Annotated in this window: 19 protein-coding genes; 7 read left to right on the top strand and 12 right to left on the bottom strand. The window is 69.9% G+C overall.

What is annotated here, in order from left to right; all coding sequences use genetic code 11:
- Positions 1-9 precede the first annotated feature (9 nt).
- The 4 genes from hisH to ACK41C_RS05465 are packed head-to-tail and all read left to right on the top strand — an operon-like array spanning position 10 to position 2,463.
- A complete protein-coding gene (gene hisH / locus ACK41C_RS05480) occupies positions 10-642 on the top strand; it encodes an imidazole glycerol phosphate synthase subunit HisH (protein WP_409651278.1) in 633 nt (210 codons plus the stop codon).
- Positions 639-1,361: a 1-(5-phosphoribosyl)-5-[(5-phosphoribosylamino)methylideneamino]imidazole-4-carboxamide isomerase gene (hisA, locus tag ACK41C_RS05475; protein WP_409651276.1), complete on the top strand. Its 723-nt coding sequence runs from the start codon at positions 639-641 to the stop codon at positions 1,359-1,361. Before hisH ends, hisA begins: the two co-directional genes overlap by 4 nt.
- Positions 1,361-2,131, top strand: a complete 771-nt coding sequence (gene hisF, locus ACK41C_RS05470; RefSeq protein ID WP_409651274.1) for an imidazole glycerol phosphate synthase subunit HisF — start codon at positions 1,361-1,363, stop codon at positions 2,129-2,131. The genes hisA and hisF overlap by 1 nt, the downstream gene beginning before the upstream one ends.
- On the top strand, positions 2,128-2,463 hold the full coding sequence (locus ACK41C_RS05465) for a phosphoribosyl-ATP diphosphatase (protein WP_409651272.1): 336 nt from the start codon (positions 2,128-2,130) through the stop codon (positions 2,461-2,463). The genes hisF and ACK41C_RS05465 overlap by 4 nt, the downstream gene beginning before the upstream one ends.
- On the opposite strand, the gene ACK41C_RS05460 is transcribed toward ACK41C_RS05465, so the two are convergent.
- From ACK41C_RS05460 to ACK41C_RS05450, 3 genes are read right to left on the bottom strand one after another with little or no spacing between them, the layout of a single operon-like run.
- On the bottom strand, positions 2,460-3,602 hold the full coding sequence (locus ACK41C_RS05460; RefSeq protein WP_409651270.1) for a hypothetical protein: 1,143 nt from the start codon (positions 3,600-3,602) through the stop codon (positions 2,460-2,462). The genes ACK41C_RS05465 and ACK41C_RS05460 overlap by 4 nt on opposite strands.
- A 21-nt stretch (positions 3,603-3,623) precedes the next feature.
- Positions 3,624-4,301, bottom strand: coding sequence for a helix-turn-helix domain-containing protein (locus ACK41C_RS05455; RefSeq protein ID WP_409651268.1), 678 nt, complete (start codon positions 4,299-4,301; stop codon positions 3,624-3,626).
- A 9-nt stretch (positions 4,302-4,310) separates the two neighbouring features.
- Complete coding sequence (locus ACK41C_RS05450) at positions 4,311-5,315, bottom strand: sensor histidine kinase (RefSeq protein WP_409651266.1); 1,005 nt, start codon at positions 5,313-5,315, stop codon at positions 4,311-4,313.
- 145 nt (positions 5,316-5,460) lie between these two features.
- Here ACK41C_RS05450 and ACK41C_RS05445 point away from each other — a divergent pair, with 145 nt between their 5' ends.
- Positions 5,461-6,381, top strand: a complete 921-nt coding sequence (locus tag ACK41C_RS05445; protein WP_409651264.1) for a CPBP family intramembrane glutamic endopeptidase — start codon at positions 5,461-5,463, stop codon at positions 6,379-6,381.
- Here ACK41C_RS05445 and ACK41C_RS05440 read toward each other — a convergent pair.
- Entirely contained in the window at positions 6,362-6,670 is a 309-nt protein-coding gene (locus ACK41C_RS05440; protein WP_409651263.1) for a polyhydroxyalkanoic acid system family protein, read from the bottom strand. The two genes, ACK41C_RS05445 and ACK41C_RS05440, sit on opposite strands and share 20 nt — an antisense overlap.
- Before the next feature lie 181 nt (positions 6,671-6,851).
- On the opposite strand from ACK41C_RS05440, the gene ACK41C_RS05435 reads away from it, so the two are divergent.
- On the top strand, positions 6,852-7,262 hold the full coding sequence (locus ACK41C_RS05435) for a hypothetical protein (RefSeq protein ID WP_409651261.1): 411 nt from the start codon (positions 6,852-6,854) through the stop codon (positions 7,260-7,262).
- Here ACK41C_RS05435 and ACK41C_RS05430 read toward each other — a convergent pair.
- The 3 genes from ACK41C_RS05430 to timA form a co-directional block, all read right to left on the bottom strand.
- Complete coding sequence (locus ACK41C_RS05430) at positions 7,259-7,795, bottom strand: Smr/MutS family protein (protein ID WP_409651259.1); 537 nt, start codon at positions 7,793-7,795, stop codon at positions 7,259-7,261. The two genes, ACK41C_RS05435 and ACK41C_RS05430, sit on opposite strands and share 4 nt — an antisense overlap.
- A complete protein-coding gene (locus ACK41C_RS05425) occupies positions 7,789-8,937 on the bottom strand; it encodes an MltA domain-containing protein (protein WP_409651257.1) in 1,149 nt (382 codons plus the stop codon). Before ACK41C_RS05425 ends, ACK41C_RS05430 begins: the two co-directional genes overlap by 7 nt.
- 116 nt (positions 8,938-9,053) lie before the next feature.
- Positions 9,054-9,668 (bottom strand): TIM44-related membrane protein TimA, encoded by a 615-nt coding sequence (timA, locus tag ACK41C_RS05420; protein WP_409651255.1) that lies wholly within the window; start codon positions 9,666-9,668, stop codon positions 9,054-9,056.
- 154 nt (positions 9,669-9,822) lie between these two features.
- Between timA and secB the strand changes: the two genes are divergently transcribed.
- A complete protein-coding gene (gene secB / locus ACK41C_RS05415; protein WP_409651253.1) occupies positions 9,823-10,311 on the top strand; it encodes a protein-export chaperone SecB in 489 nt (162 codons plus the stop codon).
- Between the two features lie 53 nt (positions 10,312-10,364).
- On the opposite strand, the gene dnaQ is transcribed toward secB, so the two are convergent.
- Genes dnaQ through ACK41C_RS05390 form a run of 5 tightly spaced genes read right to left on the bottom strand, consistent with a single transcriptional unit; the run spans position 10,365 to position 14,000 of the window.
- Positions 10,365-11,069: a DNA polymerase III subunit epsilon gene (gene dnaQ / locus ACK41C_RS05410; protein ID WP_409651251.1), complete on the bottom strand. Its 705-nt coding sequence runs from the start codon at positions 11,067-11,069 to the stop codon at positions 10,365-10,367.
- Between the two features lie 5 nt (positions 11,070-11,074).
- The gene (gene coaE / locus ACK41C_RS05405) at positions 11,075-11,722 is read right to left on the bottom strand and encodes a dephospho-CoA kinase (RefSeq protein ID WP_409651249.1); all 648 of its coding nucleotides are present in this window, start codon (positions 11,720-11,722) and stop codon (positions 11,075-11,077) included.
- Positions 11,723-12,562: a shikimate dehydrogenase gene (gene aroE, locus ACK41C_RS05400; protein WP_409651247.1), complete on the bottom strand. Its 840-nt coding sequence runs from the start codon at positions 12,560-12,562 to the stop codon at positions 11,723-11,725.
- Positions 12,559-13,155 carry a Maf family protein gene (locus ACK41C_RS05395; protein WP_409651245.1) on the bottom strand — a complete coding sequence of 199 codons (597 nt, stop codon included), beginning with the start codon at positions 13,153-13,155 and terminating at the stop codon, positions 12,559-12,561. The genes aroE and ACK41C_RS05395 overlap by 4 nt, the downstream gene beginning before the upstream one ends.
- Complete coding sequence (locus ACK41C_RS05390) at positions 13,152-14,000, bottom strand: pyruvate, water dikinase regulatory protein (protein WP_409651241.1); 849 nt, start codon at positions 13,998-14,000, stop codon at positions 13,152-13,154. Before ACK41C_RS05390 ends, ACK41C_RS05395 begins: the two co-directional genes overlap by 4 nt.
- Positions 14,001-14,312: the final 312 nt, after the last annotated feature.

The following is a 14,312-nucleotide window of genomic DNA, read 5'->3' as shown; positions in this document are numbered from 1 at the left end:
GATCCTTCCATGCAGAATGTCGCCCTGATCGACTATGGGTCGGGCAACCTTCGCTCGGCCGAAAAGGCGCTGGTCCGCGCCGCCGAGGGGCGCGCGGCCGTCCATGTGACCTGCGACCCGGAGCGCGTGGCGAAAGCCGACCGCATCGTGCTGCCCGGGGTCGGCGCCTTCGCCGCCTGCATGCAGGCGCTTTCCGAACGGCCGGGCCTGGTCGAAGCCATGACCGAGACGGTCCGGAAAAAAGGGCGGCCGTTCCTCGGCGTCTGCGTGGGCATGCAGCTGCTCGCCTCGCGTGGGCTGGAATTCGGCGAGACGCCGGGTCTCGCCTGGATTCCGGGCGACGTGCGGCGGATCGAGCCCTCGGACCCTGCCGCCAAGATCCCGCACATGGGCTGGAACACCTTGAGCGGCCTTTCCGGCCCGCCGCTGGTGAGGGACATCGGCGACTCTCCGATGTACTTCACCCACTCCTTCGCCTTCTATCCGCAAGACGAAGGCGATGTGGCGGCCTATGTGGACCACGGGGGCCGCTTTCCCGCCGCGGTCGCCAAGGGCAATGTGGCGGGCGTACAGTTCCATCCCGAAAAGTCGCAAAGCGCCGGGCTCGCCCTGCTGGCGCGGTTCCTGGAGTGGCGACCGTGATCCTCTACCCCGCCATCGACCTGAAGAACGGCCAGTGCGTGCGGGTCCTGCACGGCGATCTCGACACCGCCACGGTCTTCAACAATTCGCCGGCCGACCAGGCCGGAAAGTTCGCCGAGGCCGGCTTCCACTGGGTCCATGTGGTCGACCTGAACGGCGCGGTCGAAGGCAAGGCGGTCAACGCCGACGCCGTCGAAGCGATCCTGGGCGCGGTCTCCATTCCCGTACAGCTGGGCGGCGGCATCCGTTCGCTCGCCGATATCGAGCGCTGGATCGAGGCCGGGGTGAGCCGCGTCATCCTGGGCACCGTCGCCGTCACCGAACCGGAGATCGTCAAGGAAGCCGCCCGCCGCTGGCCCGAACAGATCGCCGTCTCGGTGGACGTCCGCGCCGGCAAGGTCGCCCTCCAGGGCTGGACCGAAAGCTCCGACCTCGACGCGGTGACCGTGGCCAAGCGCTACGAGGACGCCGGCGTCGGCGCCCTGATCGTCACCGACATCGATCGCGACGGCACGGTCATGGGCTTCAATGTCGAGGCGTTCGGGGCCATGGCCGACGCCGTGGCCATCCCGATCATCGCCGCCGGGGGCCTGGCCAGCGTCGACGACATCGTCAAGCTGAAGGCGCGGCCGGGCACGCCCGTCGCCGGCGCGGTGCTGGGCCGGGCGCTCTACAACGGCGCCATCGTCCCGGCCGAAGCCCTGAAGGCCGCCGCCTGATGCTGAAGGTCCGCGTCATTCCCTGCCTGGACGTCAAGGACGGGCGCGTGGTCAAGGGCGTGCAGTTCGTCTCCCTGCGCGACGCCGGCGATCCGGTGGAGCAGGCGAGAGCCTACGACGCCGCCGGCGCCGACGAGCTCATGTTCCTCGACATCACCGCCAGCCACGAGCGCCGCGGTGCCATCCTCGACGTCATCGCCCGCACCGCCGACGTCTGCTTCATGCCGCTGTCGGTGGGCGGCGGCATCCGCCAGGTCGAGGACGCGCGGCGCCTGTTGCTGGCCGGCGCCGACAAGATCAGCGTCAACACCGCCGCGGTCGAAAACCGTGATCTGATCAGCGCCTGCGCCGACGCCTTCGGGTCGCAAGCTGTCGTCGTGGCGATCGACGCCAAGCGCACGGACGACGGCTGGCGGGTCTTCACCTATGGCGGGCGGACGGACACGGGCCTCGAGGTGGCGGAATACGCCGTCGACGCCGTGGCCCGCGGAGCCGGCGAGATCCTGCTCACCTCCATGGACCGCGACGGAGCCAAGACCGGCTACGACCTGGACCTGCTGAAAGCCGTCACCTCCGCGGTCAATGTCCCGGTCATCGCCTCGGGCGGCGCGGGAAATGCGCAGCACATGGTGGACGCGGTGCTGAAGGGCGGCGCCGACGCCGTGCTCGCCGCCTCCATCTTCCACTTCGGCGAGGTCTCGGTCTCCGAGGTCAAGCGGTCGATGGCCGCCGCCGGAATTCCTGTCCGTCTCACCGAGGCCGCCGCATGAGCCGATTTTCCGAAACCTTGGAGCGGCTTGCCGCCACGATCGAGGCGCGCCGGGGCGCCGATCCCTCGGAATCCTACACCGCCAAGCTCCTGGCGGAAGGCGTCGAACGCGCCGCCAAGAAGCTCGGCGAAGAGGCGGTTGAGACGGTGATCGCCGCCGTGCAGAAGGATCGCGACGGCCTGGCTTCAGAAAGCGCCGACCTGCTCTATCACTGGCTCGTCACCCTCGCGGCCGCGGGCGTGACGTTGGACGACGTCGCCGCCTGGCTGGAAAGCCGAGAAGGCCGCTCCGGCCTCGAGGAAAAGGCCTGGCGAAACGAGCCGCAGCGCTAGACCTCCCCGGGCGTCGTCCAGAGCCGATCGACCGGCCGTTCCACCACCCTGGCCGCGGCGGCATGCAAGACGGCTGGCGACAGCTTTCCGCTCCTGGCCGCGTTCGCCATCCAGCGTTCGATGTTCCCACCGGTCCGGTCGTAGCCTTCGGCTTTCAATTGGCCATACAGACCGGCGGCCAGGATGTGCATCCCCTGGTCCGCACCGGTCCAGCGGGTCTTGGGGTCGAGAGCGAATCCGAGGCGTTCCTGCACGATCTGGTCCAGGGCCTGGGCGACGTCCTCATTGAGCACGCCCTCAAGGGTATTGTAGCCGGTCGACCTGTCCTTTTCGGCGAGGATGCGGGCGAACAGCGCGTCCTTCTCGAGAATCGCAAGACAGGCCCTGGCCGTGGCGCCCCGCATGTCAAAGGGCGGGTGGAACAGCTCGTGGGCGGCGGTCTTGACCATCGCCTGGTCGGAATAGGTGAAGTGAGCGATGAACCTCTGGCCCTGGACCCGGGCGGCGTGGGGCTTGCAGAACCAGAGGAGATCGATCTGAACCTCGGGATCCAGCCTGCGACCCAGCAGCCGCTCCTGTTCGGCCACCACGTCCAGGCCTCCGTAAAAGGCCGAGAGTTCGGCGATGCGCCTCGCCGCTATCGGCTCGACATAACCGCGCCGGAAGCCTGCGAAATCTGCGGCCGCCAGCGCCCTGAGCACCGTGTCCAGATCGGGGCGGGCGGCCATGAAGCGCGCCCAGGTCTTCTCGTCCCAATTTGCGTTGGCGCGAAAGGGCGCGAGCAGGTCCGTCTCCGCCGCTTCGAGGCTGCGGACCAGCATGTCGACATCCCCCGTCCGACCGCCCGACATGATCAGGGTGAGGGTAGGCCACATCAGGGTGTCGTCGGCGTCGTAGGCGTCGGAAAGCCGCGCAAGGGCGGCCAGGGCGTCGGCCGGCAGCTTCGGTCGGAAGATCGCGAGCTCGGCCTCGTAGAAGCGCGTGTAGAACGGCTTGCCCGATAGAGGGCCGAGGAAGGCCAGGGCGTCGAGGCCCTCGCTGGTCGCTATTCTCCAGCGGGTGCGGATCGGGGCCGCGGCGGCGGCGGAACCGGTCAGGCACAAAGCGGCGGCGGAGGAAAGCAGGCGGCGGCGGTTCATAGGCGGACCTTGCCGTCGAGATCACGCCCCCGTCTTGTCTCGACTTGACCTGCGCCACACGCCGGGCGGCGCGCCGGTCAGGGCGTGGACCGCGTGGGTCATGTGCGTCTGGTCGGCGAAACCCGCCTCCAACGCCACCCGCGCCAGGGGCTCAGCGCCGCAAAGTCCACGCAGCGCCCGCCGCGTCCGCGCCTCATAGCGAAACCGCTTGGGCGTGACGCCGAAGGCTCTGGAAAAGCCACGCGAAAGCGTCTCGGGCGCGAGCGAGCGCGCCGACGCCCAGGCGCCCAAAGAGAGTTGCGGATCCTCGATCAGGGCGGCCGCCAGTTCATCCGGCCAGTCGGTCGTAGCCGCGGCGACTGGGGCGATAGCTTGCGCCAGCAGCGCCGCGGCGGCAGGCGCGTCCCGTTCGGCGAGGCGAGCCAGGGCGTCGGGATCGGACACAAGGCCAAAACCGCCGACCAGTCCTGGAGCGGGAAGGTTCAGCACCATCGCGCCCCGGACGCCGATGATGTTGCAATGGCCGGCGAACGCCTCGTGGATAGCGGCTTCACCCGCCAACAGCCGTCGCCGCCCGGTCTCGCCGGCCTCCTCATATTCGCCAGCAAGCACGATCGCGACGTAGGCTTCGCCGTGCCCGTGATGATCGATGCGGCCGCCGGGCGTCAGGAACTGCCGTGTCGGAGGCCGGGGCGCCATGGCGCGAGCCTAGGCCGCCGGCTGGTCGGTCAAAACCAGGAGCGTGCGCGTTCCGGGACCCGGCTCCTGCGTCAGGACAGCTCCGGCCTCGCGCGCGAAACTCTCCACCAATCGCCGGCCCAGGCCGTTGGCGTTCATCCGGGCTTCGTTCAGGCCGACCCCGTCGTCGGCGACCAGCAGCTCCGCACCCTTGGGCGTCCGCCGCAGGATCACCTCAATGGTTCCCGGGCGGCCGGCTGGAAAGGCGTGCTTGGCGGCGTTGGTCACCAGTTCGTTGACCACCAGCCCCACAGCGACCGCCCGATCACGGGACAGGGAGACGCGGGAGAACTGAGTCTCGAGGCGCACCAGCCCCGTCAGAAGCAGGCTGTCGGAGAGATTTCGGCACAGATCCCCCAGATAGCCGTCAAGATCGATGGTCTCCACGGCGTCGCTGCTGGAATAGAGATGGGTGTGCGCCTGGGCCATAGAGTGCAGCCGCCGGAGGGTGTCCTCCAGGGCGGCCTGGGTTTCCGGATGCTCGGTGCGGCGCCGTTGCATGTCGAGCAGCGCCCCGACCATCTGGAAGTTGTTCTTCATCCGGTGATTGAGCTCACGCAGCAACAGGTCCCGAAGCTCCAGCTTGGCAGCCCGTTCCCGCCCCACAGCGGCGGCCGTGCGCCGGAACGCCTCGGCCAGGGCCACCACGAGCAGTCCCGACAGGCCGTTGAGGATCAGCGCCGCCGCGTCGTCCGTCTCCAGGCGATTGAAGCCGGGCGCGGGCTGAAAGACCAAGTACCAGACGCCAAGTTCCAGGAAAGCCAGTGCGAGCAACCCCGAACGCCAGCCCGCCAGCAAGGTGGCGAGCAGGGCTGACGGGTAGACGAACACGAAAGGTGCGCTGTGCGGAACGACGAGGTCCACGGCCAGCCGCAGGCAGGCCGCCAGCGCCACGCTGGCGGTGGCGCAGGCGACCACCGTCGCCCAGTTCGGGACCGCGGGCGCCAGGCGCGCCGGCAGGTCGATTTCCCCCATCCCTCGCATTGCGGCGACAGCTCGCGCGAGAGGCGAACACCCGTCAAGCGGGGAGTCGACTTAAGGCCGAGGTTCTTTTGCAACAGAGTGAATCCCTTCGCATTCTTGGAAGCAAAAGGCGTTTCGGAAAGCCGTCGCCATCCCCATGGTCTGGACCATGCACCTCCCCCAGGCGGACGATCCGCCGCCGTTCGACTTCGACGCCGCCCTCACCGTCCGCGACCGGGACGGGCGGCGGGTCGCCGCAATGGCGCTCGCCGTTCCGATCGCCACGATTCTGCTGACCGCGCCGCTTGCGATCGCATTGGCGGCCTTCGGGGATGGCCAAGTCTTTGCCGTCGGGCCGGGCCCACAGCTCGCCCGCTCCGCGGCCTTCGTGGCTCAGGTCGCCGCGAGCCTGGCGGCCCTGGCGCTGGCGGTGCTGATCTGCGCCTGGGCGATCTTCCGGCGCCCGTTGCGATCCTGGATCACCGCGGCCCCGCGATTCCGCTGGCCCTTGCTGGCCTGGGCGGCCGCCTACACCTGCATCGGCGTGGCCGTGTTGATGGCGGCCGAGGCGCTGTTCCGAGGCGCCCCGGAGATGCCGATCTTCCAGGCCGACGCTGGCGCGGGCCTGCGGCTGGCCTATGCCTTGGCGGCCCTGCTCGGGTTCCTGGTCGCCGCTGCGGCCGAAGAGGTGATCTTCCGCGGCTATCTGCTGCAGCAGATCCGCGCCTTCGTCGCCAATCCCTGGGTCGCGGTGGCCGGCAGCGCAGCGGTCTTCGCCCTGTTCCATCTGGAGTTCGACCCTGTCGCCCTGATCGCGCGCTTCCTGGCCGGGGCGGCCTTCGCCTGGGCGGTGCTGCGGCTTGGCGGCCTGGAATTCGCCATCGGCGCGCATCTCGGGGTCAATCTGATGATCGCGCTCGTCCAGGCGCCTCTGCTACCCGAGGACGTTCCGGTCGCCGGGCGGCTCGAGGACGTGGCGCTGGAGATCCTGCTCGCCCTCTATATCGCCGCCGGCGCCGAGATCGCCCGGCGCGACCGGCGGCTGACCTTGGCCCCGGCTATTTCTTCTCCAGCATAAGCTGGCCTTCCTTCTGGAGGCGGCCCTTCACCTTGTCGGCGATCATGGCGAAGAAGGGCGGCAGGTCGACCTCCATCCGCACCGCCTCCTCCAGCACGTCCAGGCGGCCGGCCACCGATTGGCCCACCACCTTGGCGGCGAAGTTCAGCCGGTCGCCCTCCCAGGTCTTGGTCAGTTTCACGCCCTCGCCGAACTGCTTTCCGATGCGGGCCAGGCCGTCTTCGATGCGCTTGCGAGCCTCGGCTCGGCCGAGTTCATGGGGAATATCGACGACGATAGGTTTGGCCATGGGTTCCTCCAACTGCCGCCTATAACGGCCCCGGTGCGCTCGGGGTCCCTTCTTCGGCGAAGCTTACGGCGAATTCACTCGGGACCGGCGGCTCGGCGGTCTATGGCCTCGACCCCGCCACCGGAGGGAACGAACACGGCCGAGCGGAACTTAGTCTCTTGTCTTCGTGAAGGAACTTCCCTTGCGCCGTCTTCTGCCCATCTCGCTTCTGGCCGCCCTGGCGGGTTCGGGCATGGGTGTCGGGGCCGCCGCCGCGCAGCCCGTCTGCCGCGCCCCCGCCCCGGCGGTCGGCGCCGTCCTGCGGGGACCCGTCCTCCACGTCCCGGACGGCGAAACCCTCTGCCTGGCCCTGGGCGCCGAGCCCGCGCAATGGGTCGAGCTTCGGCTGCAGGCGCCGTCCCTCCATCGGGCTTCGGCAGGCCCATCCAGCCGCGGGACCCTGATGGCGGCGGCGTTCGCCAAGGATGCGCTCTGCGAGATCGTCGCGTCCGCCGACGGCGCACCCGTCGCCGCCTGCGAAATCGAAGGCCGACCGCTTACGGAGCTCCTCGACCGACCGCAGGTCCAGGCGGCCGCCCACGCCTGGCGCTAGGGCGCCACGCGCCGCCGTTTCAGCGCCACGTAGAGCGCGCCGGCGCCGCCGTGACGGCGATGGGCCTCTCCCACGCCCGCCACCACTTCACGCAGCATAGGCTCGGCCAGCCATTCGGGCGCGCGCCGGCGCAGCACGCCGTCGCCGCGGGCGCCCTTGCCGGTGATCACCAGCACCGCCCGATGGCCCTCGGCCTGAGCGCGCAGCAGGAACGCGACCAGCGCCGCATGGGCGCGGTCCTGGTCCAGGCCGTGCAGATCGATGCGGGCGCCGATGGGGTCGCGCTCGCGCACGATGCGCCGCTTTCGGCCGGGCTCGATGTCGTCGGGCCCATACCAGGACGGCGGGGCAGGCGGACGGAGGACCTGCGCCGGGCCGCCTAGGCGCATCGGCGGATCGGCGACCGGCGACGGCGGCCGGGGAGGGAGCATCGCCTCGGGCTTTGCGACCTTGCGGCCGGGCAGGGGGCGGACCGTGGAGGCGACCAGCGCCCAGAGCTTCTGTTCCTCGGGCCTGACCGGCCTTCTCACCATCCTGGGCCGACCTTGGGGACCAGCCGGTGCATGCGCAGGGTGTGGCGCACGCGGCCCGCCTCGAGCCCAGCCTGCGGGCCCTGACCCAGATAGAGGTCGGCGCGCACCGGCCCCTTGATCGCACCCCCGACGTCCAGGGCCATGACGGTGCGGCGATAGGTGGGGAAGGCGCCCGAAAGGATCGGCGCCACACCGTCGATGAAGAAGGGCTGGCCCAGCGCGTGCAGGCCGGCGTCCACCGCCACGGCCCGACCGGGGGGCAGGGGCACGCCGGCCGCGCCGGCGGGATGGCGGCCGTCGTCGGGCGCCAGGGTGAAGAAGACGTAGCGCGGGTTGATCCGCATGATCTCGTCGGCGGCGGGCCCCCGGTTGGCCGCCAGCCAGGCGCGGATCGCCTCGCCCGAGGTGTTGTCGGCCGGCAGCAGGCCCCGCTCACGCATCGGATTGGCGATTCCCGCGAACGGCCGGCCATTGGTGGCGGCGAACACCGCCTTGCTGCGCCGTCCGTCCGGGAAGACCAGCACGCCCGAGCCCTGCACCTGCAGGAAGAAGTGCTCCTCCGGGCGCATCCAGGCGAGGGCCGCGCCGGCGCCAGCCAGTTCGATCTCGGTGCGGTCGGCATAGGGGGCCAGCCTGCCGTCGGGCAGGCGGCGCATGGCGTCCTTGCCGCCGGGACCGCTCATCACGAGATCCGACGGCTTGGGGCGCACGGGAGCCGAGAATTCGGCGTCGGGTCGATCGCGGGCCTCGTACACCGGCGAGAAATAGGCGGTGAGGATCCCCTCGCCGATCACCAGCTCGGGACGGAAGTTCTCTTCGAAGAAGGCCCGCGCGCGCGGGCGATCCAGGGGGCCGGAGGCGCGGGCCCGGCGGCAGACCTCCGAAAGCGCCGGGTCCCGGGCGACGCCGCAGGTAGTGCGGAACGCCTCGAAGGCCGCCGCGTGATCGTCCTCGGCCCAGCCCGGCAGTTCGGCGAAGCTCTCGGCGCGCGCCGGCGGGGTTTCCGGCTGCGCTGGAACCGGCGCGGGCGCAGGCGACGGCGACGGCAAGGGGCCAGGCTCAGGCGCGGTGCGCGTGGCGCACGCGGCGAGCGTCAGCAGGGCGGCCACGATGAGCCCGGACCGGAGGAACTTGGACGTCACGCGAAGAACCTTGGAGTCGTCTGGGGCCGCGGCATCTGACGCGCCGCCGGCCGCTGTCTTCAAGCGCAATCTTAAGGCTTTGAAAGGGTTAATCGCGCCCTAAGCCCGGTGCGGCCTTACGCCTCGGCGGCGTCCACGTGGACCAAGGTCCAGTTCGGGTCGCGGCTGCGGACATTGCGTTCGAAGGTCCAGAGCTCGGCCGTGCGCTTGTCGTCCACCGCCTCGCCCTCCGGCCCTTTAGAGCGGCTGCGGAACTCGGCCAGGAAGCGCACCGTGACCCGGGCCAGGTCGCCCGCGAGCTCGGCGCGTTCCAGGTCGGCGCGGGGGGAATGCAGGAATTCCACCGTCTCGGTGCGTCCCTCCGCCTCGCGCGCGGCGATCCCGGCCTCGAAGCTGGCCATGACATTGGGCGCCAGCAGGTTCTTCAGCGTCTCGCGGTCGCCCGATGCGAAGGCGCGCACCGTCATTTCATAGGCGCCGCGCGCTCCGGCCAGGAAGCGCGAGAGGTCGAAGCTCGGATCGCGCTGCCTGATCGCCGGCAGGCCGGTGAGGGCCACGCCCTCGTCGGCCGTGTCCAGCGGGCGCTCGGCCTTGCGCGCGGCGGGGCCGGCGGCCTCGGCGGCGGGCTGGTCCTCCGGTTGGCGCCCCACCCGCCGTCCCAGCACCGAGTAAAGCTGGTAGAGCACGATGGCCGCGAGGCCGGCGAAGATGATCAGCTCGAGGACTTGCAACGGGTTCCTGCTTCTTAACGTCGTTGTCGGCCCCAATATAGGACAGCGGAACGCGTCCGTCAGGGGCGCGTTGCATCGGCCGGAGCCCCATGATAGCAGCCCCGCCCACAAACAGGACGTGAATGGACGTCCGATTTAGCGGATTTTCCCTATCATGACCGACACCGACGCGGCGGGCCCCGAGACCAACGGCGCGAACGGGCAGGAGCCCGGCATCCGGATTCTGGCTCAGTTCATCCGCGACCTTTCCTTCGAGAACCCCCGCGCGCCCGACAGCCTGCGCGCTTCGGCCGCAGCGACCCAGCCGCAGATCGACATGGGCGTGGAGATGAACGCCCGCGGCCGCGACGACGGTCTGTTCGAGGTGGACCTGAAGCTTTCGGCCCGCGCCGCCCGCGACGACGGCCCGGTTTTCCATGTGGAGCTGCTTTACGGCGGGGTCTTCGCCATCACCGGCGTACCGCAGGAGGACCTGGAGCCGGTCCTCTTGGTGGAATGCCCCCGCTTCCTGTTCCCGTTCGCGCGGCAAATCATCGGGGCGGTGACCTCGGACGGCGGTTATCCGCCCTTCCTGCTCGACCCCATCGATTTCGCCGGTGTCTACGCCGCCCGCCGCGCGCAAGCCACCGTCGGCACGGCCTGAGGTCTTCCTATTCCTCCCCTGCGGGGCGGGGGGAGGAAAAAGGGTTTGTCTTCCTACAGTCCGTGCTTCTTCCAGAGCGCGTCGTTCTTCACCACGTCGCGGATGAAGCTCGCATGCCGCTCGCGTTCGGCGTCCGTCGAACGGAAGGGCAGGGGGCGGGGGCGGGCGCCGTAGGAACCGGCGCGTGCGACGCTGACCGCCTGGACGGCCACCGATGAGGTGAGCTCCAGCGTCCGGGCTCGGCCGCCCTTCAGTTCCAGATAGACCGCCGCCAGCAGGCGGGCGTCGATCAGGGCGCCGTGCTTCTCCCGCTCCGAGAGCGAAATCTTGAAGCGCTTGCAGAGCGCATCGAGCGAATTGTGCATGCCGGGGAAGCGCTGGCGAGCCAGGGCCAGGGTGTCGATCCAGCGGTGCTCCGGGATTTCGCCGCGGCCGCAGACGTTCAGCTCCCAGTTCACGAAGGCGCGGTCGAAGCTGGCGTTGTGGGCGATGATCGGGGCGTCGCCCACGAAGTCCAGAAAGGCGTGGCTGACTTCCGGATCCTCGAACTTCGGCTTGCCGGTCAGGAAGGCGGCGGACAGGCCGTGCACCCTTTCGGCCTCGGGGGGCATGTCGCGGCAGGGATCGATATAGACGTGGAAGCTGCGCCCCGTGGGCAGGTAGTCCTCGATCTCCAGGCAGGCGAGCTCCACCAGGCGGTGGCCGAGGTGGGGTTCAAAGCCCGTGGTTTCGGTGTCGAGGACGATCTCGCGCGCCATGGCCTTCAATCGCCCCGTTCGCCGCGGGCTTCAAGCGGGGCCTGCCGTCGCACCGGCCGTCGCTGTGGATCGCGGAGCGCCGAGATGATCTCCGCCACCTGTTCGCGTGCGGCCTCGATCCCGCGGCCGGTGTCGACCACGAAATGGGCGCGGGCGCGCTTTTCCGCGTCGTGCATCTGGCGGGCGAGGATGGCGTCCAACCGCTCCGGCGTCATGCCGGGCCGGGCCAGCACCCGCTCGCGCTGCTGCTCCGGCGGGGCCGAGACCACCACCACGGCGTCCATGTTCGCGTCGCCGCCGGTTTCGAACAGCAGGGGGATGTCCAGAACCACCATGTCGGCGGCTTGGGCCTGCGCCGCCTCAAAGAACTTCACCCGGTCGCGGCCGACCAGCGGGTGGACGATGGAATTGAGGCGGGTCATAGCCTCGTCGTCCCCCAACACCCGCTGGCGCAGGGCCTCGCGGTCGACGGCGCCGTCCCTGGTCACGCCCGGAAAGGCCGCCTCCAGGGGCTCGACCGCGGCGCCGCCCTTTTCATAGAGGTCGGCCACGGCGGCGTCGGCGTCGTAAACGGGAATCCCCGCCTCGCGGAACATGGCGGCCGTAGTCGACTTGCCCATGCCGATGGATCCGGTCAGGCCGACGATCAGCATTCATCCCTCCAGGATCTGCAGTGCGAGCGCGCGCACATCGACGTCCGCCGGCGGCGGGCGGCCATAGAAGGCCTCGAAGGACGGCGCGGCCTGGCCGATCAGCATGGCGAGCCCATCCACGGTGCGTCGCCCCAGCGCCTCGGCGGCGGCCAGGATCGGCGTCTTCAGCGGCTTGTAGACCATGTCCATGACAACCGCGGTCGCAGGCGTGGCCGAAAGCGGCAGGTCGAGGCGGCCTTCGCCGGCAAGCCCGGCCGAGGTGGCGTTCACCACCGCCCCGACGCCCTCGAAGGCCTCGGCCGCACGGTCCAGGGGATAGGCCCGGCCGCCGAACGACGCCGCCAGCGCCTCGGCCTTGGCGAGGGTCCGGTTGACGATCCGCACCTTTGCGCCGGCCTCGGCGAAGGCGGCCGCCGCGCCTCGCGCCCCGCCGCCGGCGCCCAGGATCGCAACGGGCGCCGCAGCCGGATCGAAGCCCGCCGCCTGTTCGGCGAAGGCGGCCAACAGGCCCATGCCGTCGGTGTTGTCGGCGTGCACGCCGCCGTCTTCACCGAACACCAGCACATTGGCGGCCTGGGCCGCCCGGGCGCGCGGGCTGGCTGTGTCGGCGAGGGCCAGGGCCTCTTCCTTGAAGGGCAGGGTGACGTTCAGTCCCGCCACCGAGCCGCCGCGGAGGGCGCGCACGAGATCCCCGAACCCTTCGGGCGTCACCGAAAAGGGGACATAGACCCCGTCGATCGCGGCCGCCGCCAGCCAGGCGTTGTGCAGCACGGGGCTGAGCGAATGGGCGATGGGCCGGCCCACTACGCCGGCCACCCGGGTCGCGCCGGAAATCCTCATGCCGCCAAGGCTCCGTGCCGCCGCAGGAGTTCGAGCAGGCCCATCAGCGGCAGGCCCAATATGGCGAAGTAGTCGCCTTCGATCTTCGAGAAGAGCTGGGCGCCGGGCCCTTCCAGCCGATAGACGCCCACCGAACCCAGCGCCGCCTCGCCCTCTTCCGCCAGATAGGCCTCCAGGAAGGTGTCGGAAAAGTCGCGCATGGTCAGGGTCGCGCTGACCACCTCGCGCCAGATCGGCGCCCCGTCCTTGGCCACCACCACCGCCGAGTGCAGCTTGTGCGGCTTGCCGCGCATGGCCTGCAGGCGCTCGCGGGCCTCGGCGAGGTCCTTCGCCTTGTCGTAGAGCCTGCCTTCGAACTCCAGAGTTTGGTCGGAGCCGACCACGAAGCCGGGCCGCCGGCGCGAGATCCGCACCGCCTTCAGCTCGGCCAGGGCGTCGGCCACTTCGCGCGCGCCGGCGCCCTCGGCCAGCAACGCCTGCTTGACCGCGTCCTCGTCGACGCCGGCCACTTCGGTCTCGAAGGCCACGCCGGCGCCGGTCAACACCGCGGCGCGGGCCGCGCTCTTCGACGCCAGAACGATGGGAGCACTCATCCCAGAACCTCGACCTGGCCATGACCGCCATGCAGCAGGTTGAGCACCGCCGCGGCCGTCTCCTCCACCGAACGGCGGGTGACGTCGATGACCGGCCAGCCCTGACGCTCATAGAGCCGGCGGGCATAGACGATCTCATCGCGCACGGCTTCGGTCTCGATATAGCTCGACTCCCGATCCTCCTTCAGGCTGAGCAGGCGGTTGCGACGGATCTGGATCAGCCGGTCGGGCGAAATGGTCAGCCCCACGACGAGGGTGTTCTTCAGTTCGAACAGCTTTTCCGGCGGCGGCCGGTGCGGCACCAAGGGCACATTGGCCGCGCGCACGCCGCGGTGGGCCAGATAGATGCAGGTCGGGGTCTTGGAGGTGCGCGACACCCCGACCAGCACCACATCGGCCTGGTCGAGATCCTGCCCGCCTTGGCCGTCGTCGTGGCCGATGGCGTAGTTGAGAGCGTCCATCCGGTTGAAATAGTCGTTGTCCATGGCGTGCTGGACCCCGACCCGCCGGGTGATGGAGGCCCCCAGATAGCGCTGCAGGGACGAGACCAGTGGGTCGAGCGCCGGGATGCAGGGCATGTCGAGCCGCCGCACGCCTTCCTCCAGGGCCGTGCGCAGGCTGTCGTCGACGATGGTGTGGATCACCACCCCCGGCGCCTCCTCGATGTCCTTCAGCGCCCGCTCCAGCTGCCGGGGCGATCGCACCAAGGCGTAGATGTGCTCGATGGGCAGGACGTTCTCGAACCGCGCGCAGACGGCGCGCGCCATGGCGTTCAGGGTCTCGCCGGTGGAGTCGGAGACCAGGTGAACATGGAAGTAGGTCGCGAAATTGCGGGCCGGGCTCATGGGATCGGGTGCGGCGTCATGTGGGGCCGGAAAGCTGGGGATGAAACGGTCGAAATCTTCTTAGCGAAGCTGGACGGGATTGGGGATAGGCGGCGGCTCTTCACGTCCGCCGTGGAAAGCCGGGATGAACCGCCCGGTTTCCGCTTCGTCGATCCACCGGATCGATGCTTAACGAAGTGTTACCGAACCATGACAGCCGGCGGCGCTGAACGACTCGTGTTCGATCACCGCCGCGCCCCGCCCAACTCTTAACGAAAGGTAAATCCTAACGGGGGGTTAACGACTTTCCCCGGTTTTCACAGGCGCCCCGCG

This window comes from Phenylobacterium sp. (assembly GCF_046290725.1).
Taxonomy (GTDB): Bacteria; Pseudomonadota; Alphaproteobacteria; order Caulobacterales; family Caulobacteraceae; genus Phenylobacterium.
This window is presented reverse-complemented; position numbering and strand designations above follow the sequence as displayed.

Coding starts and splice junctions, on each gene's coding strand:
- hisF (WP_409651274.1), top strand. CDS start 1,361: ATGCTGAAGGTCCGCGTCATTCCCTGCCTGGACGTCAAGGACGGGCGC.
- ACK41C_RS05390 (WP_409651241.1), bottom strand. CDS start 14,000: ATGAGCCCGGCCCGCAATTTCGCGACCTACTTCCATGTTCACCTGGTC.
- ACK41C_RS05395 (WP_409651245.1), bottom strand. CDS start 13,155: ATGAGTGCTCCCATCGTTCTGGCGTCGAAGAGCGCGGCCCGCGCCGCG.
- ACK41C_RS05440 (WP_409651263.1), bottom strand. CDS start 6,670: ATGGCCAAACCTATCGTCGTCGATATTCCCCATGAACTCGGCCGAGCC.
- ACK41C_RS05460 (WP_409651270.1), bottom strand. CDS start 3,602: ATGAACCGCCGCCGCCTGCTTTCCTCCGCCGCCGCTTTGTGCCTGACC.
- dnaQ (WP_409651251.1), bottom strand. CDS start 11,069: ATGGCGCGCGAGATCGTCCTCGACACCGAAACCACGGGCTTTGAACCC.
- secB (WP_409651253.1), top strand. CDS start 9,823: ATGACCGACACCGACGCGGCGGGCCCCGAGACCAACGGCGCGAACGGG.
- ACK41C_RS05450 (WP_409651266.1), bottom strand. CDS start 5,315: ATGGGGGAAATCGACCTGCCGGCGCGCCTGGCGCCCGCGGTCCCGAAC.
- ACK41C_RS05465 (WP_409651272.1), top strand. CDS start 2,128: ATGAGCCGATTTTCCGAAACCTTGGAGCGGCTTGCCGCCACGATCGAG.
- coaE (WP_409651249.1), bottom strand. CDS start 11,722: ATGCTGATCGTCGGCCTGACCGGATCCATCGGCATGGGCAAGTCGACT.
- hisH (WP_409651278.1), top strand. CDS start 10: ATGCAGAATGTCGCCCTGATCGACTATGGGTCGGGCAACCTTCGCTCG.
- ACK41C_RS05445 (WP_409651264.1), top strand. CDS start 5,461: ATGGTCTGGACCATGCACCTCCCCCAGGCGGACGATCCGCCGCCGTTC.
- aroE (WP_409651247.1), bottom strand. CDS start 12,562: ATGAGGATTTCCGGCGCGACCCGGGTGGCCGGCGTAGTGGGCCGGCCC.
- ACK41C_RS05455 (WP_409651268.1), bottom strand. CDS start 4,301: ATGGCGCCCCGGCCTCCGACACGGCAGTTCCTGACGCCCGGCGGCCGC.
- ACK41C_RS05430 (WP_409651259.1), bottom strand. CDS start 7,795: ATGGTGAGAAGGCCGGTCAGGCCCGAGGAACAGAAGCTCTGGGCGCTG.